Annotated in this window: 14 protein-coding genes and 2 tRNA genes; all 16 read right to left on the bottom strand. The window is 43.9% G+C overall.

Annotation, left to right across the window (positions count from 1 at the left end; translation table 11 throughout):
* Positions 1–190: 190 nt before the first annotated feature.
* Positions 191–6601, bottom strand: coding sequence for a hypothetical protein (locus HMPREF9193_RS06255; RefSeq protein WP_021687243.1), 6411 nt, complete (start codon positions 6599–6601; stop codon positions 191–193).
* 54 nt (positions 6602–6655) lie between these two features.
* Positions 6656–10774: an Ig-like domain-containing protein gene (locus HMPREF9193_RS06250; RefSeq protein ID WP_021687242.1), complete on the bottom strand. Its 4119-nt coding sequence runs from the start codon at positions 10772–10774 to the stop codon at positions 6656–6658.
* 173 nt (positions 10775–10947) lie between these two features.
* Positions 10948–12246, bottom strand: a complete 1299-nt coding sequence (locus tag HMPREF9193_RS06245) for a TRAP transporter large permease (protein ID WP_040847689.1) — start codon at positions 12244–12246, stop codon at positions 10948–10950.
* Positions 12239–12721, bottom strand: a complete 483-nt coding sequence (locus tag HMPREF9193_RS06240) for a TRAP transporter small permease (protein WP_021687239.1) — start codon at positions 12719–12721, stop codon at positions 12239–12241. The genes HMPREF9193_RS06245 and HMPREF9193_RS06240 overlap by 8 nt, the downstream gene beginning before the upstream one ends.
* Positions 12722–12874: 153 nt before the next feature.
* On the bottom strand, positions 12875–13864 hold the full coding sequence (locus HMPREF9193_RS06235) for a TRAP transporter substrate-binding protein (RefSeq protein WP_021687238.1): 990 nt from the start codon (positions 13862–13864) through the stop codon (positions 12875–12877).
* 81 nt (positions 13865–13945) lie between these two features.
* On the bottom strand, positions 13946–14761 hold the full coding sequence (locus HMPREF9193_RS06230) for a response regulator transcription factor (protein WP_021687237.1): 816 nt from the start codon (positions 14759–14761) through the stop codon (positions 13946–13948).
* A complete protein-coding gene (locus tag HMPREF9193_RS06225; protein WP_051306014.1) occupies positions 14751–15617 on the bottom strand; it encodes a sensor histidine kinase in 867 nt (288 codons plus the stop codon). The genes HMPREF9193_RS06230 and HMPREF9193_RS06225 overlap by 11 nt, the downstream gene beginning before the upstream one ends.
* Complete coding sequence (locus HMPREF9193_RS11380; protein ID WP_040847688.1) at positions 15554–16303, bottom strand: hypothetical protein; 750 nt, start codon at positions 16301–16303, stop codon at positions 15554–15556. Before HMPREF9193_RS11380 ends, HMPREF9193_RS06225 begins: the two co-directional genes overlap by 64 nt.
* A gap of 1 nt (position 16304) precedes the next feature.
* The gene (locus HMPREF9193_RS06215; protein WP_021687234.1) at positions 16305–17003 is read right to left on the bottom strand and encodes a hypothetical protein; all 699 of its coding nucleotides are present in this window, start codon (positions 17001–17003) and stop codon (positions 16305–16307) included.
* A 3-nt stretch (positions 17004–17006) separates the two neighbouring features.
* On the bottom strand, positions 17007–18059 hold the full coding sequence (locus tag HMPREF9193_RS06210; protein ID WP_021687233.1) for a tRNA-dihydrouridine synthase family protein: 1053 nt from the start codon (positions 18057–18059) through the stop codon (positions 17007–17009).
* 829 nt (positions 18060–18888) lie between these two features.
* Positions 18889–18960: transfer RNA gene (locus HMPREF9193_RS06205), tRNA-Pro, on the bottom strand.
* A 172-nt stretch (positions 18961–19132) separates the two neighbouring features.
* Positions 19133–19206: transfer RNA gene (locus HMPREF9193_RS06200), tRNA-Asp, on the bottom strand.
* Between the two features lie 250 nt (positions 19207–19456).
* Entirely contained in the window at positions 19457–20848 is a 1392-nt protein-coding gene (flgE, locus tag HMPREF9193_RS06195; RefSeq protein WP_040847685.1) for a flagellar hook protein FlgE, read from the bottom strand.
* A 14-nt stretch (positions 20849–20862) separates the two neighbouring features.
* On the bottom strand, positions 20863–21303 hold the full coding sequence (gene flgD / locus HMPREF9193_RS06190; RefSeq protein WP_021687231.1) for a flagellar hook assembly protein FlgD: 441 nt from the start codon (positions 21301–21303) through the stop codon (positions 20863–20865).
* Positions 21304–21315: 12 nt separating this feature from the next.
* Positions 21316–22803 carry a flagellar hook-length control protein FliK gene (locus tag HMPREF9193_RS10810; protein WP_051306013.1) on the bottom strand — a complete coding sequence of 496 codons (1488 nt, stop codon included), beginning with the start codon at positions 22801–22803 and terminating at the stop codon, positions 21316–21318.
* Between the two features lie 28 nt (positions 22804–22831).
* Positions 22832–23464 carry a periplasmic-type flagellar collar protein FlbB gene (locus HMPREF9193_RS06180; protein ID WP_040847683.1) on the bottom strand — a complete coding sequence of 211 codons (633 nt, stop codon included), beginning with the start codon at positions 23462–23464 and terminating at the stop codon, positions 22832–22834.
* Between the last annotated feature and the right edge of the window lie 150 nt (positions 23465–23614).

Raw genomic sequence — 23614 nt, 5'->3', positions numbered from 1 at the left:
ATCATCTATCGCGATCTTCTCTTATTAGAAAAACTGGATCAATTTTTTTTAATTTCATTTGTATGTTATGCCAAATTATTTTAATTTTTTGCCAATATCTTATTTTTTTATTACTAAATATAAAAGATTAGAAACGCAACGTGTTTCTAAAAACAAAAAGCCGGTAAGAGTTCACTTACCGGCTTTTATGTTACTTTTTCAGCACCGCCATTTCATAATTTGCAGTGGTAAAGTACGCGGCAATAACCTTATCCTGATACGTACCGCTCGTAGGCACCCCTTGACAAATCGTATATTGCTGAATACCTTCTGTTGCCGGAACGGTCATAACCACCCAGTTGCCGGTAAACTTACCGCTTTCAACGCCGTTTTTAACATCGGCGGCAGAAGCAATACCATCTTTTAGCCAAGCCATACGAGCCGCATTTGCCGACCCGAAAAAGCCGTTATGGTAGTAGCTCATATACGGTACTTGCTTGTTGTTTTCTTTGCGCACCCCTATTTTAAGATAGGAACCGGGGTTCATATACGTATCAACCGTAGCAATTTTAAAGTCGCTCGTGTCCGGTTTAGCCGTCCCTGTTACCTTTGAGGGTGCAAGATATGCATAGCGCACGCCGTTGTTGCTTCCGGAATAGTAGCCGATGTGAACACCGTCTTGATCATCGACAACGAGGTCTACATACAGCGGAGCTCCGCTGTCGATAACAACGGCATGGTCTTGCCATTGACTTGTAAATCTATCGGAATCCGTCGGCTCCGTATAACTGCCGGTACCCATATCGCGGTAGCTGTATATCAATTGTGAATGTGACGCATCGTACCATACAACAATAGCCCTATTGTTGGAAGTAAGTCCTACGGCTGCATATTGACCGCCCTTATAGGTTGAGCTTTTGTTTGCAATAATTTCGTACCCTTTAGCCGAACCCGAATTTTCAGGATCCGCACCGGTGTCACCATCCGGACTAATATCATGACTTATTCCGCCTGTAACGCTATTTGCTGCCGTTACAGTACCGTAACGATATTTTATTGGAGCATCATCTTTAACGTTCTTATCAAAATACACAACGGTAAGTTTTGCAGGATTTGCAGATGTACCGCCTCCCCTAACCGCCATCTTAGGTATTTGTACACGGTTTACATCGTATACATGCCTCAATTCGTTATCCGAGTTTTCAAGACGATGTTTATTGATACCAATATTATAAGCATCCGTCCCTGCAGATTGTTGGAAAAAAAGCGTAAAAGCTGTGCTATACCCTGATCTATCCGTATTTGTAGCTCCAATATACGGGTTTCCGTTATCGTCATAAGCTATAACGGTATTATGGTATTTACTATAGCATTTTTCCCACTCGTTATTTTCAGTTCCGTCAATAAGAGAAGACAAGCGCATTGCATTACTGCCGCTACCCATACTCCTTAAATTACCGTACGCCATATAATATTTGGAATTTTTACCCATTACAAATTGCGGACTTTCCAAAGCAGCATTGCCGATAAGAGTTTTTGTTTCCCATATAAACAATTTGCGCTTTACGGTTAATATATTATTGTTTATACCGTTTGCTTCAATATTATACGGCTTGCTTACATCGACCATATTGTTTATGGATTTTCTGCCGCCCACTTGCACTGAAATTTCACCGCTTGTATGAGATGATGTTATGGAAATATTGTTCAAAGTCGAACCAAGCGATGTTGAGCCGAGCATGACCGTACCCGTGTTAAGGTTAAATCCTTTTATTTTAAGACTTTCACCTGCACGCACGGGGTATTCTCCCGTGGAAGCACGCGAAAAAGCACCTTTAAATCCGCCGTCGGCACTCATCAAAGCGGTTTCGATATCCGTTATAAACGGCACGATGTTTACATTCGTTTTTGCTTCGTTTGCATCATAGCCGTACACAAAAACTTGGTTTGCTTCTACCGGAACCGGTTCATCAAGCATTACCGTATTACCGTCAACCTCTTTAATACGAGTAAGGTATTGACTTTCACCGTTTGCAAACACAACGAACTGACCCGGATTTTTACCCGCAAATGCCGTATTATGCTGCGCAGTGGTCGTTCGATTTCTGGTAACACCCGTTACAGCTGAAGGCATGTGGGCCTTAGTATCCGAAGAAGAGTTTGTGCCGTCGTTTACGGTTATCTTAATTTCCTTTGCAAGGTCTACGGTTGTTTTTTCCGTATCCCAATCCAAAGTCCATTTTACGTAGTAGCCGAGGTAATCGGCGCCCAGTTTTTCAACGGTTAATACGGCACCATCGGAGGAAGAAATTGAACCTTGCGACCAAGTCCCCGCACCGCTAGGGCGCACAGCCGTCAATGTTTTGCCGGGCAAAGCCGCCGTAATCGTATTTATTTTAATATTATCGTAGGCAAAACCGCGCAATCTCACTTTACCCGAAACGGAAGAATGATTATTGCCCAAACTGTTGATCTTTGCAATTTCCACGTGTCCGTTGGAACGTTTGTTTTCGTACAACGAGTTATCGTTTTCGTTATTCCAATGGAAAGGCAAAACGACTACTGTAGGCGCTTGAGTGTCGAGGGCATCGAATATGGCTTTAATCGTTACCGCAGCAAAAGAGCTTTTGGTAAGCGGAGCGCTTCCCGTTGCCGTACAACCTTCTGCGCTGTCCCACAGTTCAAGCAGTAAATCTTTAGTGTTGCCACCGTTACTGTTGCCTATCGTATTCAAATTGGCAGAACTTAAAGTTATAGTATTACCGGAACTGATGTTTTGCATATCGTGTCCGGTTAAAACGTTGTTGTTATACTTTAAAGTGTACTTAACCTGCCCTTCTCCGCCGGTAAAGACCACTTTGATTTTGGAATCGTTTATGTCTTTAAAGGCAAATCGTTTGCTGGTAAGTGTTGCCGTAGCGTCCGAATTATTATCGATTGTTTCTACAAGCGCATTGTTTGTATTGGTGTTTTCAAACGAGCTTTGCGTACCGCCGATATCCGTGCTCAACGTTACCGTAGTTACGCGTAAAGCTTTATTTTTTACCCGCACATCTTCTTGAGCAGTAAAAACGTTACCGCTGTTATCGGTTACGGTATAGGTAAGTTTACCTTTGCCGTCGGATATGGTTGATAAATCGATCTTTCCTTCCCATTTACATAAACCGTCCAGCTGGCGGTATATTTTATTGGAAGGGTCAAGCTCGCTCATCGTTACGCTTTGCGAAGCGCTGCCTACTTCCAGCTTTGCAGTAACTGTTTTAACGCCCGAACCATTGTCGTTTGCAACACCGCGCACTACCCAATCGTTGCCGCTGACGGCTTTTACCAAAATTTCGGGTTTGTATACGGCATAATTGTATCTTCCTGCAGAAGCAAGAGCAGGTGTAAAGTTTACCGTATTACCGGTAAAGCCTGAAATATTCTGAACGGTTACAATTTTACCCCCCACAAGCATTTTTAAACCTGCAGGATTTGCTCGTATCGTATTTGCAAGAGCTGAATCGGTAATTGACGTTGCAGCAAAAGTACCGTTTGCAACGTAAAGCATGTTACCGAAACCGCCTGAAGGATTTTCCGTATCGAAACGGAAAGTAAATTCTCTTTCGGACTTCAGATTATTAGCAGTATCTTCGGTAATAGATATTTTTACGGTAAATTCTCCCTTTGCTTTGGCTTGGGGTTTTAAATCGGTTAAAGAAAGAGGTATTTTAAGCTTATAATTTTTTGCAGTACCGGATTCACTGGATGTAGGATTATGAGCAGTATCTATCGTAATCCATCCTGCCGTCTGCGCTTGATCAAGATCATATTCCGTTCCGTTCTTTAAATCACCGGAAATAGTAAGTTTTTTTATACCTGATTCATCGTATAAAGAACCGGTAAGCTCCATACCGGCACCTATCCACATGCGCGGAACATAGTCCAAAGAAACGGCAGGTGCAGTTTTAACTACTTTAATGGCTTCGGGGCTTCCGATTGTCGGCGAAGATTTGTCTATTTCGATTTTAACTTTTTCAGACCATTCACCAAGTCTGTTTACTAAAGGATTTTTATTCTTGGCACGTACCCTAAAATATATAGTCCACTTAGTTCCACTAGGATTAAATAATCCGGTTTGATTAATCGTTTGCGTCCACTGTACCGCACCGTTTGCAGTAGTATCGTCTACTATTTTACCGTTTCCGCTGTTGTACCAGTCTACACCGCTAAACGTTCCATCGGCGGTACCGCTAAAAGAACCGTCTTTGGAAAATTGAATATATGCTTCTCCTATATCTGACGGAGAACCGATAGCAACGCTCGTGGTACCGAAAATCTGTATAGTACCGCCCAATACGGCATTGTTTACGGGCGACAGTATACGTACGACGGGCTTTGTTCCGTCAGGATTTAAAATCATAGAAAGTTTATGTACTTTTTTGTTGCCGATATTGTCTTCCGCAAGAATATATATGGGAATGTCAAAATAATTGGAGTTAGACGTACTCGTATCACCATACTCAGAAGGGGTAGTCATCGTACTGAAGTTGTACTTAAAGTTCCAACTGCCCGCCGTAGACGTAACCATGTTTTGCCAACCGCTCGTTTCAGGGGTTACCGTTCCTACGGATTTTTTTGCAATTAAAAACTTGGTTGCCGAAGCTTTAACTCCCGCACCTGCGTCCGAAATAGTTCCCGTAAAGCTTACTTCGCCTGCTTGCGCAACGGTAGGTTCGGGATAGGTTAATGCAACCGTAGGAGGTGTTTTATCGACGGTAAAAGTTATTTTATCTTTATCTTGACTTCCGTTATTTGCTTTAGCCAAAAAGTGAAGTGTATATTCTTTATCCACAGTTAAAGCACTTATATCAAGGGTAGCTTTGTACCGCGCAGGAGAGCCGACGGGGTCGGGGCGTTCAAGTTTTTTAGTAGGATCTTCCGTTGCATCTGAGCCAATCTTATAGTAAGCTGCGCCCGGTTCCAAATCGGTAATGTCGGCAAGAATATCGAAATTTTGATTTTTAAAGCCTTCAATGCGTACCGGTCTGATTCTGGGACCGCTTCCGCTTGAAATAAAATTGCAAATGTATAAACCGTTGTTTACCGAATTCGAATCGTCGTACGCTTCAAAGCTGTTGGAAGCATGTTTTGTACTGTCCGTGCCGATAACCTTTATTGCGCGTTTTCCTTCGGTAAAAGAAGTAGGTAAATTGAATTTTACCCGTAAATTGCTTCCTTCTTTGGTAACCGCATTGTCTAACTGTGCTTGAGTAGTTAAGTCGGCAAAATCCAATAGTAGCGTTTCTTGCACAAGATGGGTGCCGTTTTTAAAACTGTCGGTTTCATTTGTTCCTACAGCACCGTCCCATTTCATAAGCACTATTTTTATGCCGCTTTCTTTATAAGCGTCAACCGTAGCAGGACTAACCAAAGGGTCGCCGTCTTTATTGGGAATAAGTTCTGCTAAAAGCGTGGAGGTATTTCCGCTTTTAAAAACAATTGTGCTGGCTGCGGCAAGATCCAAACCGTCTTTTGAAAGATTTTTTACACCGATAATTTTATAACCGGGCGACTTATTCGGGTCCAATTTAAAGGTACTGCGTTTTTCATCGGTACCGTCCATCATTTTACGGTTATTTTTTAATGCAGTTAATGCATCGTTGTCGGCACGCAGCTCTTTTATTTTTTTATCGTGTTTGTTTTTATCGGAACCTTTTTTACCTGCAAAATAATCGCTTATAACTTCTTCGGTATAGCCTTTTGCCAAAACGGTATTTTGTATGTCATCTTTTAAATAAAAGAAATCGCTTTTGTTTCCTTCCGTGCCGGGAGCACCGCCGGTAAATTCCTGCGCGTTGTCGTACAAAAATAATTGAGCTTTTATCGCTTTATTGTGCAGCTCATTTTTTTGATAGTTGTACCATGCAGCTGCCTCAGCTTCGCCGTGTACAAAAAGCTGTGCATTGATGTTTTTTCCTACAAACATTTCGCTTGCAGCAAGATTTTTTTCCGGTACTTCAACGCTCAGTTTGGCAACCGTATTCCGCTCCCCCGCTTGACCGAGTACGGAAAAAACTGCACCGTATTTATCGGCGCTTGTCGGGTTTTCCGACAGGGCCGCAAACGTCGACGGACGTGACACAATAAACACCGGAGCCGTATTGTCAATTTTATACGTACGGTTTATATTTTGCGTTTTGCCGTTTTTATCGGTAATCGTAACAATTGCCCGGTATTCTCCGTCGGGAATGGGGCGCTGCTGTACTAATTCATGCCCTGTTTCGGTTCCGGTAGATTCATTGTCAATCATTACCGACCATACTACAGAAGTAGAAGACGAGCCGTTGTTTTCACACTGTGCCGGATAGTTTCGAGTCCTTTGTTTTGTTTCCATGTTTTCAAAAACAACCGAAACGGCTTGTACCCCTTCGTCATCGCTTGCAAAACCTTTGAGCAAAAACGATCCTTTAATCGGAGTTTCGCCCGAATCGGGATACAATATTTGCCCCGCAGGCGGTAAAATATCTACGCTTTCTCCTAAAGAAACGTACTGCGGACATGCCGCGTATAAAAACATCGCTGCAATAAGCGTAGCGATAAAAAGACCTTTGCCTTTTACACTGTGTTTTCCGTTTTTCATACAACATCCTCCGATGCAGATTTCAAGTCAACAAAACTAAAGATAATCATTTCATTAAAAAATGTCAAATCTTACACCGCCGCAAATATGCGGTATTACTGATTTTATTTGCGCCGAATTAACATCCGTGGGAATAAACCACAGCTGTCCTTCCGTAAAAAATGCAAACGAACTAAAGTATTTGCGGTTTTTCAATTTTACCCGCGGAAACTCTATTTGCGTTAACAGTGCCGACAGCACTTGAGGCCGTCCGCTTTGCGTTTCGCTGAACAGCGAAAACTGAGCGCCGAGCGCGGCATTTAAATACAGCCACTGCCAATCGGGTCCGAAATAATAGCCGAACGGCATCTCGAACACGTTTGCCAAAAGTTTAACTGAGGCTACATTGCCGCCGTAGCGCAAAGGTTGTTCCGCACGTTTTTGTGCTTTATAAATAGCGCTAAACTGTTCTTGCGTAAACTGTCCGTAGTGCATCTGCAATTTTACGTGATCGTCGAGAAAGCTTAAGCCTACGCCCATATTCCACAGCGTTGCACCCCAAAAGCCCAATTCAAAGTGCAAGCCTTTAATAAACTTGGGTACGGCATACGAAGATTTATCGCCGTTGCGTAAAAACGCTTCCACATTTTCGAATTCGATATTGTCTTGCGCCGTACCGATAAAAGGCATTTCGGCATTGTATCGTCCGCCTTCTACCGGAGAAATCAGCGTTATCTGCGGATCGGTTTTACTTATTTGTACAATGGTTCTGCATATCGCAACTTCTTCGTTTTGCATAACGGCGCGTACCAGTAAAAAGTGATTTCCTTCAGCCATATCTTCGGTTTCCAGCCGGTATTGCCAGCCGTTTTTTAATTTTGCAGGCACAAAGGTTTTTCCGTTGTTAAAACTTACTTCTACCTTTTTTAACCGCTTTTGCTCAAAGGCACGCTTGTCTTCCGACTGCACACTTTTGCCGAAAGCAGCGCTTTTTTCTTCCGGAGACACAGTATACCCAGCCCGTCCGCGTAAATAGGGGCGGTCTACGGCAAAGTCGCCTATACCTAAATTGTCGATGGTTACCCACGGACCGGTAACGCTGTAATCTATGCTGTGAGCGCTTGAGGGTACAACGGTGTTTGCAGGAGAAATTCCGCGCAGTTCTATTTTATGCATGCCGTCTTCCATTGCGTTTTGACCAACCTTAAACGACACATAACCTGTTTTGGAAACATCTGCGGTTTCGGTTTGCACACCGTCGATGTACAAAGATATTTGTGTAATTTTGGATGCGGTGTCGACTTTTCCGTATACGTTAAATTCGCCGCACAGCTTTTCGCCGTTAAACGGATACAAAAGTTCAACTTTATCTTTGTCTTTTTTTCTGTATACATCAAAGTTAACTGCGGAATCTCCCACATTGCCGGCTTTATCGCTTCCGCTTATTTCCAAATTGTATCTGCCTTCGCTTAAAGAAGAAATATCTATGTGTTTTAACACCAGCACTTCTTTATTAAGTTTTATCTCGGCAAGATGCGCCGGTACACCGGTACCCGAAAGACTTTTAATTTTAAGCCATACTTCGTCCAAAAAAATATTATCGTCGATTTGACCCGAAACGAATAAATCATTGTCCAAATTCGCACCCGCAAGCGGATATTCGATTTTGGATACGGGCGGCGTATTGTCTATATTAATTAAACTTGAAGACACTGTTTCTATTCCGTATTTGTCGACCGCTTTTATAAACACAACGTGCGTACCGTCGCCGATAACTTGGGTATTAAGCTGATACGTCCATTTTTCGGTACCGTCTGCCGCAACAAAAACATTTCCGTTGCTAAACGAAATATACACTTTATCTATACCGTTTTTATCGTATGCCGTACCGCTTACGGTTATTTTACCGCTTACCGTTTCGCTGATAAGCGGTTTTACCAATTCGGCAATCGGTTTTTCCAAAGAAACCCGTATGGTACGCGTTATCGGTTGGCTTTTTACCCCGTAAATATCTTCGGCATACACGCTGATGGTGTGTTCGTTATCCGTAAGCGAAGATAATGCTATCGGAACGGCAAATGTATTTTTTATTTCAACGGCAGTATACGGATTGTTATCTATCTTATAGTAAATTCTTGCAGGAGCATCGTCATCGTATACAATGCCCGACAGTTCAAAGTCTGAATCTATAACTTGATTTTCAACAGGCACGTGGATTTCAACTTCAGGGTCATCCACGCTGTTGTCGATGTCAAAATCGTAGGAACCGATAAGCATTGCATTCCCTGCCGCGTCGGTAAAGCGGAATTGCATATTTTTGCCGATAGGCTCATTTGCATCTCCTACAACGATATAGGGCAAAGAACTGTATTCAAATTCTTTCCATACCGAAGAGCCGCTCGGCTTATATTCGGATTTTACGTTATGTGCTTTTTCACGCACTTTAAAAGCTGCCGTTACAGAGCCGTTTACTTTATCGCCGCTTGCAGGAGAAACCATAGTAACATCCGGAGCTCCGGTATCTTTTACCAACAATCTGCGCTCTATGTTTTCTTTTCCTTCTGTGTTTACGGCGCGGACTGTAAGCAAAAGCACGCCGTCGGGTTCATCCGATATATCGATTGTTTTATCAAAACGGGGGCTTAAATCGCCGCTTAAAACTTGTGCGGAATTGCTGTTTGCTATCGTATAGCTTGCATTTCCCAAACCAAAACTGTCCGTAATATTTCCCGAAATCGTAAGCGAAGAAGACACAAAAAGAGTGCCGTCGGGCTTGCTAAGCGCAATGTTCGGCGCCCCGTCTTCTGCCGAAAAAACATTAGAGGGTTCTGCAGTAAAATTGATCGTTTGTGCAGTACCGGCTGTACCCTTTGAGTCTACGGCATATACCGTAAGTATATGAGCGCCCGGCGCAACCGCATTTTCGGTAACGGTAAAAAGTTCCGATTCGATTTTAACTCTTTTTTCCTGTCCTTTATCGAGTTTATAGCGGATTTCCGTTATTTCTTTTTTGCCGGTAGTAGTAGCAAAACCGGCAATAGCCAAAGCCGACCCCGTACGCTCGCCGTTTTTCGGGCTTACCAATTCCAAAGTCGGCTTGTCCAAGTCTTTGTTTATATTTACTTTTTTTTCGGCTTTTACTATGTTACCGGCGACGTCTTGAGCAATTATTTCTACAACTGCCGTTTTATCGCTTTTTTTACTAAAGTCGAATTCTTTAACCCAATAGCTGTTGCCCGGAGTAATTTCGATATTACCGCTGTCTTTACCGCACACCCATTTAAGCGATTCAAGTCCGGTTCCGTCAAAGGCTTTACCTGCAATGGAAAATACGCTCGGAAAACTTTCGGCTGCGTTGTCGGGGTATATAAAAGAAAGAGAAGGAGCCTTATTGTCTACAAAAAATAAAAAGGTATAAATTCCTTCCGATCCTTTTTTGTCAACCGCTTTAAACCAACATACGGTAGGACCGTCGCTTATTTTTGTAGTATCGATAAAAGCTTTAAAGGAAGAGCGGTTTGTTTTTTTATTATGTGTTAAACGCAGTTCTTCAAATTTTTGCCCGTTATCGATCGAATAAAATAAACGCTGTATACCGTTACCGTCTTCAACGCTTCCTTCCAAATTTATTTTACCGGAAACCAAAGCGCCGGCTCCTTTATTCGTAACGCCGATTATCGGCTGTCTGCGGTTCAGATGGAAAGAAGTTTTTATACTTTGACCTTTAACATCGTTAACATCTACACCCCACGCTTCAACGGTATGTATACCTTCATCAAGATTTGCCGTATTAAGAGAATACGACCAAAATTCTTTACCGTTTGCGCGCACGGTATCGGGATTTCCGTCTATGCGCAATTCCACGTACGAAACCGCATCGTCGTCGATACAAGTTCCGATAATATCCACGTTTCCTCGTACCGTAGCACCCGAAAGCGGATAAGCTATGTACGCCGTAGGAAAATCGGATTTAGGGTCGATATACACATTTAAAGGACCTGCATAACCGACATTACCGGCAATATCCTTTGCCTGTATCAGTATATTGTATTTACCCTGTTGTTTTCGGGAAATATCCACCGTTTCTTGCCAGCTTTCCATGGAAGTGATATTGACGGCGGTTATATCCTTAGAACCGAACGCAAATGTCCATACACTTAATAAAGCAAAAAAAATGTAAAGCAGTTTTTTCATAAATCGTTACCGGCTCCTTTTGCGGTACTAAAAAAACGGGGTGCGTTAAAACGGCAGTTTGCAAACATCTGCCGCTTTTCCGACATCCCCACTTTACAAATATCATATCATATTTACAATATCGTGTAAAGAATATGTATGTGAAATAACTACAATATATGTATGTTATAAGATCAATGCAGTAAGCTTGGAATAAACAAAGACATTGCCGGCACAAAGGTAACAAGGACCAATACGGCAATCATAGCAAGGTAAAACGGCAGCATTCCTTTGGCAGCTTTTTCAATGGAAATTTTTCCGACCGCACAGCCGACAAAAAGAGCAGAACCTACAGGCGGCGTACACAAACCTATCGACAAATTTAAAATGAGCATAATGCCGAACTGTACCGGATCCATACCCAAACTGTTTACCAAAACCGGATACAGTATCGGAGTGGTAATAATAATCAGGGGCGCCATATCCATAATACAGCCGAGCATAAGCAGCATAAGGTTTATCAACAAAAGCAATACAACCGGATTATGCGATAAACCGAGCAAAAAAGAAGTAACCGCTGCGGGAATGCGAAGATAAGCTAAAAGCCAGCCGAACGCATTTGCTGCGGCGATAAGGCTCATTACCATGGCTAAAGTACGCAGCGTGTTTAATAAAATAGCGGGAAATTCTTTTAAAGAGATTTCACGGTACACAAAAAAAGTAATAATAAACGCGTATACGCAAGCAACAGCTGCCGATTCGGTTGCAGTAAACACACCCGACACTACCCCGCCTATGATAATAACCATAGTTAAAAGTCCGAGCACGGCGTCTTTGGTAACGCTCAGTAATTCTTTAAAAGTAAAACGTTTTTCTTTGGGATAATTGCGCTTTACGGCGATAATATAACTTATAATCATCAGCGCAACGCCCAATGTAATTCCGGGAAGTACGCCGCCCATAAACATTTTACCGACCGATACGCCGCCGCCTGCAGCGAGGGCAAAGATAATCATATTGTGGCTGGGAGGAATAATAACCCCCTGACACGCACTGGTAACGGTAACACCTACGGAAAAATCGTCGTCGTAACCTTTTTGTTTCATCATGGGAATAAGCATAGTGCCTATCGAAGAAACATCGGCAACCGCAGAGCCCGAAATTCCGCCGAAAAACATAGACGCAAGGCAGTTTACTTGCGCAAGACCGCCGCGCACACGTCCGATAAGGGCGTTGGAAAACGCTATCAGCCGGCGCGAAATTCCGCCGCGGCTCATCATTTCGCCTGAAAGTATAAAAAACGGAATTGCCAAAAGCGAAGAAGAATTCACTCCTGAAACCATGCGCTGTACAATCGACATAAGCGGTATTTTAAGGTATACCGCAGTAACGACGGAAGAAGCAAAAAGGGTAAACGTAATCGGCACTCTTAAAATCAACAAAGTTAAAAAACTGCCGATTAAAATAAACGAAGCGGTTTGAAAATTATGCATGTGTTTTTCCTTTTAACATAGCGATACAGCGGATAAGGGCAAATATAACGACAAAAACAGCGCATACGGGAACTATGCAATACGTAAGCGAATTGGGTAAACCGGTAGCCGGCAAAAACGAAGCGGCAGCGGTACGGGTTAATTTAAGACCGTAGATAAAAAGAACGGCACCGACGGTAATTTCCACGGCATATTTTAAAATCGTTAAAAAGTTTTCAAAAAACCGCGGCAGTTTTTTCGGAAGTACGTTGATATTGATGTGCAAATTTTCTTTTACACCGAGTGCAAAGGCGATAAAAGTGAACCACACTACGATTACCAGCACTACTTCTTCGGACCAATGGATACCCGAATTAAATACATAACGCAGCACCACATTGGTAAAAACAATTGCAACCATCGCAACAAGCAATAATCCGGCTAATTTCAGCAAAACCGAAAACACCGCATTAACCATCTTTTGTACGTATTCCATAACACCCTCTAAAAAAAAGCTGCACCGCCGTATACCGTCTGCCGTCTATCGTCGCAAATCGGCGGACAGGCATCCGGCACTGCAAACCACTGCAGTCCGTCACGCCGTATACCGTCCGGCACAGCCTTTTTATACTATAAAACAAACGTTTTTTTATTTAACCGCTTGAATTTTCTTTATCCACTCTTTTTGACCGGCGGAAAACGAATCGTACAGCGGAGCCATAGCCGCCGAGAATTCGGCTTGATTTTTTATCGTATTGATTTTGCAGCCGGCAGCGCGCACTTTATCTTCGGAGCGTTTTTCCATATCCGCCCATGCTTTTATTTGCACGGGAGCGGCGTCTTTTGCAGCTTTTAAGATAAGCGCTTGGTCTTCTGCAGACAGTTTATCCATCGTTATTTTTGAAGCAAGAATCATTTCCGGAACGCGGGTATGCTCATCGATCGAAAAATAGCGGGCAACTTCGTAGTGACTTGCCGTATCGTATGAAGGCCAGTTGTTTTCAGCCCCGTCGATAACGCCCGTTTGCAGCGCGCTGTATACGTCTCCGTAAGGCATCGGCGTAGGAACGGCACCCAAAGCTTGGATCATACCCATCATCAAAGAAGATTCTTGTACGCGGATTTTCATACCTTTAAGATCGGCAACGGTATAAATCGGTTTTTTGGTATTGTAAAAAGAGCGCGCACCGGCGTCGAACCAGCACAAACCGATAAAACCGTTTGACTTTACACTGTTAAGAAAATAATCGCCGATTTCGCCGTTTAACACTTTCCACATGTGATCGGCATTGCGGAACAAATACGGCGCTTGCAGCGCATTGATATCCGGATAAAAAGCGGCTAAAGACGAAATGGAAGTACGGACAAAGTCAATACCGCCGAACTGTACTTGCTCTACAACCGATTTTTGATCGCCGAGCACGCCGTTGTTGTATACTTCCACAACAATGCGACCGTTTGAACGTTCTTTTACCAAACGGGCAAATTCCAAATCGCCGACAACGGTGGGGTATCCGTCGGGGTGATTATCGCCGAGGCGCAAAACGATGGTTTTATCTCCCATTTGTTCTTTGTTGCCTGCGGCAAAAGCAAATACGGCTATCAGCACCAAAACGGCGCTTACCAGTATTTTTTTCATAACAATTTCCTCCGAAATTATTGGTATTTTATAAAATTGTAACGGTAAAGGGATGAAAACGCAATAAAAATATATTGCTATTTAGTTCAAAATATTGCTGCGCCATTCACCCGGAGTCAAATTCCGGCACTGTTTAAATACACGGGAAAAATAATTTGAATTCGAAAAACCGCACAAAGCGGCAATTTCTTTTATGCTTAATGCGGGGTCTTCAAGCATTTTACAAGCTCGGTAAATGCGCACTTCGTTTAGATAGTCGGTAAAACTTTTGCCCCAGTATAATTTAAACATTTTACTAAAATAAAAACGGCTCAGCTTTAAGCGCCGCGCTGCGCTATCTAAAGAAATTTCTTCCTTATAATTGCTTTCAAGCAGCGCGGCAGCGTCTTTAAGCAGTTTTTCAAGACGTGCGGGAAATACCCGTTTAGCGGAAAGGGAATTGGTAGCTCGTGCAGCAGCAGCGGCGGAAGAAGCGGCAAACGGCGTCCCCTGTTCTTGCAGCCGTTTTTTTTCCAACTTTTCCAACAGCGTGCGCATAAGCGTACACACTTCTTCATCCGAAACCGGTTTTAAAAGATACTCTTGTACGCCCAGCGATACTGCTTCGCGCGCATATTCAAAATAATCGTATGCCGACAAAAAAACGGCAATTTGCTCAGGGGTTTTCTTTTTAATTTCACGTATAACTTCAAGACCGCTTTTACCCGGCATTTTTATATCACAAAAAATAATATCGGGCTTGTAAATACCGATTTTTTCAAGCGCGTCCAAGCCGTTTGCCGCTTCTACGATTTTAACAGCGTCTTTGTAGCGTTTACTCACAATACGGCTGAGCGCTTTTCGCTCCATAGCTTCATCGTCTGCGATAAGCAGCGTATACGACGTATTAGCGCTCATGCAAAAGCTCCGCTTCTTTTAGCAAAGGGACTGTAATAATCGTCAATGTGCCGCGATTTAATTTGGAATAACAAGCAAACGAATAACGAGCGCCGTAAAACAATTCCAAACGTTTTATACTGTTACGCACGCCTATACCGTTCGGGTTTTCGCCGTTTGCAACGGACTGCGCCGTTTTACCCATTTCATTTGTATGGCGAACCTTGTACAAAGTTTGCGCGCTCATACCGCTTCCGGTGTCCGCAATGCATATACGGCAGCACTGCGAACGTTTACGAACACGTATGTACAGCGTACCTCCTGCAACAAGCGGTTCCAATCCGTGTTTTACCGAATTTTCTGCAAAGCTCAGCACTGTAAACGGCGGAATTTGTACCGCATCGAATTCGTGAGGACAATCCAATACAAAATGGATACGGCTGCCGAACCTTTTTTGCTGCAAATGCATATAATCGGTAAGCGCATGCAGTTCGTCGGCAAGACAGACTGAATGGCGGTGGGAAAGCAAATTGTAGCGCATTAAATGCGATAAAAATAAAATCAGTTTTGACGTTTGCCCGGCATTTTCTTCTTGCGCTTGTCTTCCTATAATGTTGAGCGTATTAAACAAAAAGTGCGGTTTAATTTGATTTTGCAAACTGATAAGTTGAGCTTCGCGCAGCGCACCGAGCGCGCTTTCTTTTTCCAATTCTTCGGTATGAAGCTTTTTTTCAAGTTCAGACTTCATTTTTAAATCGTCTACCATATCTTTTATGCTGCGGCTCATTGTGTTAAAAGCCGTTATAAGCATTTTTATTTCTTTTCCGCTGGTATTTTCGCTGTGTACCGGAAGGACGGATAAATCGCCTGACGCCATCCGCTCGGAAGATTCGGCAAGTTTTGATATGGGTTCGGAAAAACGTTTTGAAAACAACAGCGCAAACGGATAAAAACAGCCGTAACAAGGAGCAGTACAAGAACAAACATCCAGCGGGAAAACGCAATCGTACGTTCAACGCTGTCGTAATACAAAGCGTCTTTGGAAAGCTGTATACGCTGTAAATTTGCAGTATATTGTTCCATATAATATCCTATACGGGAAAGCGTATACATTTTTTGAAAAAAATCAACCGAACGCTTGTCCGTTTTGCTTGCAACGGCAACCAGCAAATGTGTATAGGAATCCAAACTGTTTTCCAAAGCACGGGTTTCAAACAAAGCTTCTTTTGTGCCGCCGACGCTTAACTTTATTGAAGCCAATAAGCTTTGCAAGCGCTGTACTCCCGTCGCTAAAGTTTCGGCATTTTTTTGAAAATCTTTTTCCGTTTTCCACCGGAACATTTCGTCGAGCACGCTTGCATGACTTTGCAATTCTTTTAAAAAAGCGTTCAGCCTAAAATGCTCTTCCAATGTCGTTTGAAAATGTCCCATATAAAAATAAGTCGTCCTAAACGAGTAAAACGCGATAACCAAAGACGCAAAAATCAATACGGAAAAATATAATACCAGCCGTTTGCGCAAAGATAAATCATACCATAAATTTTGAAGGCGTTTAATGTGCATATTATAAAAATGTATTTACACGAAGTGCAAGACTTAAATAGTGGTCGTAACGATAATTGCCGCGCGGCATCATACGCCATGCGGCTTCAAGAGACGGAAGATGCTTGTTACCCAAAGAAGAAAAATCGTACGCCAAACTTATACGAAATCCGTTCCCCCACGGAAAACAAAGTCTTTTTTCATTTCCGCCCCACTGCACTTCTTGAGCGGAATTTTCCGGCGTTCCGCCCGGCGCACCTTCACCGGAAAAAGGCGGCAATTTTATAAAATCGACTCTTGAACCGGTTACGTAATCCAAACCGAAATTAAAACCGGCAAGGTGCGGATATACCCTAAACCCGCCGGAAACGCCGTAGTCGATACGATTAGTGCGGTATTGTGACGTAAAACACAAATCAGAACTGAACAATGCACCGGCTGCAAAACGGATGTACGGGTTAAAGGCAAATCCGGCTCCGGCTTCAGCTGTTAAAATAAATTGTCCGGTTCCTTCGGCTTTAACCGCATCAGTTTGTTGTTTTGTTTTTTTATCGCCGTATACAACGGCAGCGCTTCCTACAGAACCGTACATAAAAAAAGGCGTTTTTTCTTTTGCATACAGCGCTCCGTTTGCAGCCGTTACGGTAAAGACAATTAAGGCGGCACATACGTAAAAAAACGAACAGGATGTGCTTGTTTTTATTTTTTTTAATTGCGGCATATTTTATGTATCGGCAAAAAAACTTTGCTTAAGCACACGCTCCTCAGGCATTTTGTCAAAATACTGCTTGAGCGTATCGAGCATGGCATCCAAAGAATCTTGGTGCAAAATACGTGATTTTAAATAATGGGCAAATTGAAAATTGTCGCAATAATAGGCAAAAAATCGCTGTGCGCGCGTTTTATAAAAATCTTCGGGCTGGCATTCTTTTAAATCTTCAATAAAATCTTGGGCAACTTGCAATAAATCGATTGTAAGTGTATGTGAACTTTGTACATTTTGAGCGCTCTGCGCTTTCCGGCGCAGATCTTTTTCATCCCGGCTCCGTTTTAAAACCGAAAAAATCCACGGCTTTTGTACCGCCGCGCGTCCTATCATAAAAGAATCTGCAAGGGGACACTGTGCTGCAAAAGACGCTAAAGTTTCATCGCCGTCTATTGCGCCGTTACCAGCAACCGAAACATCCGGATAGCGCGAATGAACGAATTCGGCAAGCAGTTGCACATACTGGCTTTTCGGGGGGCGCGCATAGCGTTCTTTTCTGGTGCGCGGGTGTAAGGTAATGCGCTCAACACCGCTTGAGCACAGCATATCGGCAAAGTCTAAAAGCCCCTGCAGCGTAAAATTTTCTTCGCCGAGCCTGATTTTAACGCTTAAGCGTTTTTGCTTGCACGCACGGCGTACAGCACACAGCATAGCTTCAACTTGCTCCGGCGGTTTACTCATCCATGCAATACCCGCACCCTGCCGGTAAATCTCGGGCGCAGGACAGCCCATATTGATATCGAAACCGATTACAGACGAAGAACATTCGCTTTGCATAAGCAGCTCCGTGCAGCGCACCAACTCCGGTATAGCGGCTCCGGTCAGCTGCCACACTGTCTTTTTTCGTTCCGGTTCGCAGCTTCCATAATAACGTTCATACGGTCCGCCGTTTATAAACGATGAAGCGTGAATCATTTCCGTATAGTATTCGTCGCATCCGCCGAAACGTGCGATAGTGCGCCTGAGCGCTTCGTGGCTGATAGCCGCCATCGGTGCAAGTAAAAGTTTCATAATTGTTTATTTTTGTACCATAATGTATACCGTTCAAAACTTCAAGTTCACGGGGTGAACTTCCGCCAAATATTCTCATTTCCACAATCCTTTAATTACGCTCCCGTGAAGGAGCGACCTCGCTCCGAGCGTTTTATCATTTTCCACGCACGTTTCAATTCACGCTCCCGTGAAGGAGCGACAAGGTACCAAAATCCCGCCCGCCGTTTGATGACAGTTTCAATTCACGCTCCCGTGAAGGAGCGACAACGAGCAAACGGATATAGCTACACTGAAAAGCGTTTCAATTCACGCTCCCGTGAAGGAGCGACGATATTTTCAATCGTCAGTTTGCTTATACTAAAGTTTCAATTCACGCTCCCGTGAAGGAGCGACTGTGTAGCACCTATCTTTTCATAATACCGGCATTTACAAAGCAAATTCCGCGAATCCAGCTCATAACCGCGAATACTATACAAGTGCTATACCTAATTCAGTATAATACGGTACTTTACAAAAAACAATCAGTATAATAACGACCGTTTACTTAACGTTCGCGAAAACAAAATTATCATATAGCAGGATTAAAATAATTTAATAGAATTTCCCAATTTGAAAGGCTGCATCTCCGATGGATTTTCCGCACGTGTGCCCCCCCGTCAGGACTGTACGTCCTAGTATCAGATTTTTGTGCCGTTTTGCGCAGCCGATAATAAAGAGTAAAGTATTCCCTATACCGTCCCATCGTCTTTTTGCGAACGTTTCGTATACATTCTGTATACACGGGCTTTTTACGATTTTTAAATCAGTGTAATTTCTTATACCACAAAGAATTCACAATTTGTAAAAGTCGGGCAGGTGGGATTTGAACCCACGGCCTCCTCGTCCCGAACGAGGCGCGCTCCCCCTGCGCTACTGCCCGAAGCGGCTTTCAAATGCATAGCATTTTCCGGCCTTTATAAAAACAGAGTTTATATAAAACCGCAAAGCAGACGGCGCAACAAAGAGCGCGCATCTTCCGGCAGTTTTAACACGGCACCGTTTCAAACCCTGATTTCGGTGCAAAAAAAAGTCCATCAGCGGCGATGGACTAGCGGGAGCGACGGGGCTTGAACCCGCGATCTTCGGCTTGACAGGCCGACGCGATAACCAGCTTCGCTACGCCCCCATAACGTAACAGACTATAGCATAAACGAATATTTTGGTCAATAGTCGTAAAAAAAGGCTGTCCGAAAACCGCAGTTTTGCAGTTTTCAAAGACAGCCCGATTTTAAGCGGTTAAAACAGCGGGGTCGTCGAAAAACGAACAAGTTTTAAGACAGCTCCGGCCGTACCGCTATGGAGCGCCGCTAAAACGGCAGTGCCGACGAGTCGGTATTCAGCCGCTTATGCCGCTAGCGCGCCGTTAAAACTTAACCTTAGCGTTTTAATGCTAAAACCGTTTCAAGCAGTGTATCAGAAGTTTGAATGGTTTTTGAGTTCGCTTGAAAACCGCGTTGAGTAACAATCATATCAGTAAATTGTTCGGTTAAATCGACGTTAGACATTTCCAAAGCACCCGCAAGCAAACTACCCTTTCCGGCAATACCGGAAGTTCCGATATTTGCTAAGCCTGAGTTATTCGACTGCATATAGGTGTTGTTACCGGCTTTTTCCAAACCACCCTGGTTGGTAAAAGAAGCCATGGCAATTTGCCCTATCGGACGGTTTGTACCGTTCGAATACACGCCGGTTATTACGCCGGTTTGGTCGATTTTAAAGTTGTCCAAATAACCCATGGTGTAACCGTCTTGGTAAAACGCTTTGGTGCTGCTCGCCGAAGCACTTTGAGTAACGGTGTTTTTTTGACTGCCGATTGTACCCAAATTGATGTTCAGTGTTTGGCGCAAAGGGTTGCCCGCTTCGTCCGGATTCGATTCGGGCACGGTAAACGAAGTTTGTACGATTATTTCACCTTCCGGGTTCGTACCGTTTCCGGCAGAATCGCTTACCGAAAGCAGCGTACCGGTATTGTCAAAATTAACCACAAAGGTATTGCCCGTTCCGTCGGTTGTACCTAAACCTACGCGTGTTTGCGTAAAGTCGGCGTTGTCCGGGTCGACGTTTACCGTCGCCAACCAACTGTTGGGAGTTCCGGTAACGCGTGTAAAAGAAACGGCTAAGTTGTGCGTATTGCCAAAACTGTCGTAAATTTTAAATTCGGTAGCCCACGTACCTTTTGCAATGTCGGCAGGAGTTGCGCCTTCAAGAATTTCCGGTGTGTTTTTATCCAAGTTACAAGCAAAGTTTACATTTTCCGTAGCTTTTGCAGGGTCTTTGGAACCGACCGGAATAATCAAATCTTCGGTATTTCCCGCAGTATTGATAATCATTTCGCCGTTTAAATCGCGTGCCATCCAGCCTTGAACCCGCAAGCCGTCGGCAGGGTTTACCAGCGTACCGTCGCGGTCTATACCGAAAGCGCCGGCTCTGGTATAAAAGGTTTCTTCACCGTCTTTTAATACAAAAAAGCCGTTTCCTTGAATAGCTACGTCGGTTCCGACGCCTGTAGACTGCAAGTTACCTTGAGTGAATACGGTATCGATGGAAGCAACCATAACGCCCAACCCCACTTCTTTGGGGTTTACACCGCCTACTTCTTCAGTCGGTTTTGCCGCCCCGGAAAGCTGTTGGGAAATCATATCTTGAAAATTAACGCGGCCTTTTTTAAAACCGGTTGTGTTTACGTTGGCAATGTTGTTGCCTATTACATCCAAACGAGTTTGGTGATTTTGCATTCCGGATACTCCGGAATAAAGTGATCTCATCATATCGCTAAACCTCTTTACTCGGCATATATGCGTTCGATATTTGCCGTTTCATACGGCACGCCGTTTACAACGACTTGCGGTTTTTCACCGCGCACGGCAGCTTCAACCGTACCGGTAACACGTGTTTCCCCGGAAACGATATCCACTGTTTTGCCTATAACGCTTGAAGCTTCGGAATTGTTCAGCATGGAAGCCAAACGAGTAAAGCCCGTACTCATATTGGTAATCTGTTCCAGCGACGAAAACTGTGCCATTTGTGCAATGAATTCGGTGTTTTCCATCGGGGACAGCGGGTCCTGATGCGCAAGCTGAGTTATAAGCAGCTTTAAAAAATCGTCCTTGCCCAACTGTTGGCTTGCAGTACGTCCGTTTACCGCAAGGGTTTTGTTAAAGCTGTCTACTTGCATTTGCGTTTGTAATGCATCGGCAGCATTTAACTTTGTGTTTATTTCCATAACTAACTCCTGCTAAGCCATAACGTTTACGTATGCACGCGAATAAAGCGAATATTCAGCCGTTTTTTCGCCCTCATCCGAAACAACAAACGGATTTTCTTCTTCGTAGCGCAGCGCAAAGCGCTTATCCGCCGTTCCGTTTCCTCCGTCATGCTGCCCTTCGTTTTGCCCCGACCAGCTTAAATCAAAACCGGCAGTGTCAAAACCGTTTGAAGCAAAGGCTTCGTTCAAAGAAACAATGTTCGCTTTAAACGCATTGTACGCTTCTTCGCTGGCAACCGTTATGCGCCCCGTCAATATATTGTCGGAAATTTGCAAACGTATCTTAACATTTCCCAATTCTTCGGGGTGTAAAATTAAATTAATGCTGCCGCGGTTCCCGTCGCGCAATATAATCGAACCGGCTTTCACAAAATCGTCGGCGCTGTTTTTAATGCGGTCGGACAAAAGTGAAGCAAATTGACTGCGTTCCGTTTGCATTTTTTCTCCGGTACTTTTTGCTTGCGCAGATAAAGCGGATCCGGTATCAAAAAAAACATCGGATTGCATATTGCCTTTTCCGTCGTACTGAACCGAAGAAAAAAGCGGCGCGTTAGCTTTTTTACCGTCTTCACTTTTAACGGTTTTGGTACGCTCATCGCGCACGCTGATTGACGGAAGTTCGCTAAGGCGTGCGGCGCTATGATCACTTCTGCGCTTGGCATTTTGGGCGGAAAAATCTTTGTGCTCGCTTGCCGTTTCTTTTAATGCGGCGTTTTCTTTGTGTTTGTCTTTTGCACTTACACGCTCAAGTTTTCCGTTTTTTTCGGATTTTTTTTGCACAGCGCCGTTTGTTTCGCCGTACGCTCCGTTAAGCATAGATGCGTCTGCAAACAATACATTTTGAGTATCAACTGCATCGGTATCAGCGTGCGCGCTATCCGAAAGTTTTGCTGTTGCAGCTTTACTTGCAGCGTCGTATTCATCCGAGCCGTACATTTCGTTTGCCGAACCTGCTGCACCAAATCCGTCGGCTGCAAGCACTTGCGCTAAAAGAGCATCGGCGCCGCTTTTTTCACTTTGGACGCCGTCAGCGCTTTCTTTTTGCGCTTGCTCATGCGCATGCTCGTTTTTACCGGCAGCTCCGCTTTTACCCGCGCACGAATCTTTTTCGCAGCTGTTTTGCGCATCAACGCTTTCGTGCGCTTCGCTGTGTTCGGTTTTTTCAGCGGCATGAGCATTTTGAGCGCTTTGTTCTTGCTGCAGCTGTCGTTCGCGCTCTTTGGATACCGCTGAACCGTTTACATCCTCAGCGCTGCCGGCGCCTTGTGCTGTGTAAGCAAAGTTCCGGTTTTCAGGAGGGCCTTCCATGGCTTTCGCTTCCTGCGTAAAAACTTCTTTTTTTAGAAGTTGCTCAAAAGAAGAGTCATTTTGAAAGAGAGCGTTCGATCCGTGAACGTTAAAGCTCCCTGCCGTCTGCAGCGAGGGCGGACGGTCAAAATGAGTATACAATGCCTGCATAGGCATACCTCCGATGTAAACACCGGACTTATTGTATGGATAACGGTTTATTCGTCATTTTTCGCTGCAGAGCGGCTACCCGTTCGGGGGGCATCATAGACAACCAGTTGGAAACTTGCGAATTCTTTCCGGCGGCGGCAGCCATCTCTTCAACTTTACGCAAAGTATCGATAACGTCTTGATCGTCCATGGCGTTCAGTATTTCTACCGCATCGGCAGGACGCATACTGTTCAAATTTTTTGCGTTTTGTTCGATGTTTACATTTCTATCATCGTACTTTTTTACTTCATTGTTGAATGTTTTTTCGCGTTCTTCCAGTGCAACGCGCATTTCTTCCAATTTTTGCGTTATTTGCAGATTTTCGGCTTCTTTTGCCGCAATATCCTGCTCGCGTTTATCAAGTTCTTCGGCGTATACATTTAACGCTTCCAAGCGTTTTGCCAAGCGGTCTTCATCCAAATCGGCAGTTAACGAAGCGTCGTTTTGCATATCGGAAACGGAAGTTTGCACTTGCAGTCCGAACAAGCGGTACACCGGAGCAAATATTTTTTTTGCATTGAGCACGCCCAAATAATCGAACCACAGCATACCGCCCAGAATTAATATGAGTATTAAAACAAGCATTGCCAGCGTTTTTCCGATACTGACTCCCCGTGCCAAAACAGCCTCCTGTTCGGATGTAACCGATAAACTATTATACTGTATGATTATCGGTATGTACAGATGGACAGCTTAAACGCCCCATTAAAAAATCCGCTCGGCGCATAAAAAGCACCGTATAAATGGCAAAGCTTTTGCACCGGCATTCCG

Source organism: Treponema lecithinolyticum ATCC 700332 (genome assembly GCA_000468055.1).
In the GTDB taxonomy this organism is placed as follows: domain Bacteria; phylum Spirochaetota; class Spirochaetia; order Treponematales; family Treponemataceae; genus Treponema_C; species Treponema_C lecithinolyticum.
This window is presented reverse-complemented; position numbering and strand designations above follow the sequence as displayed.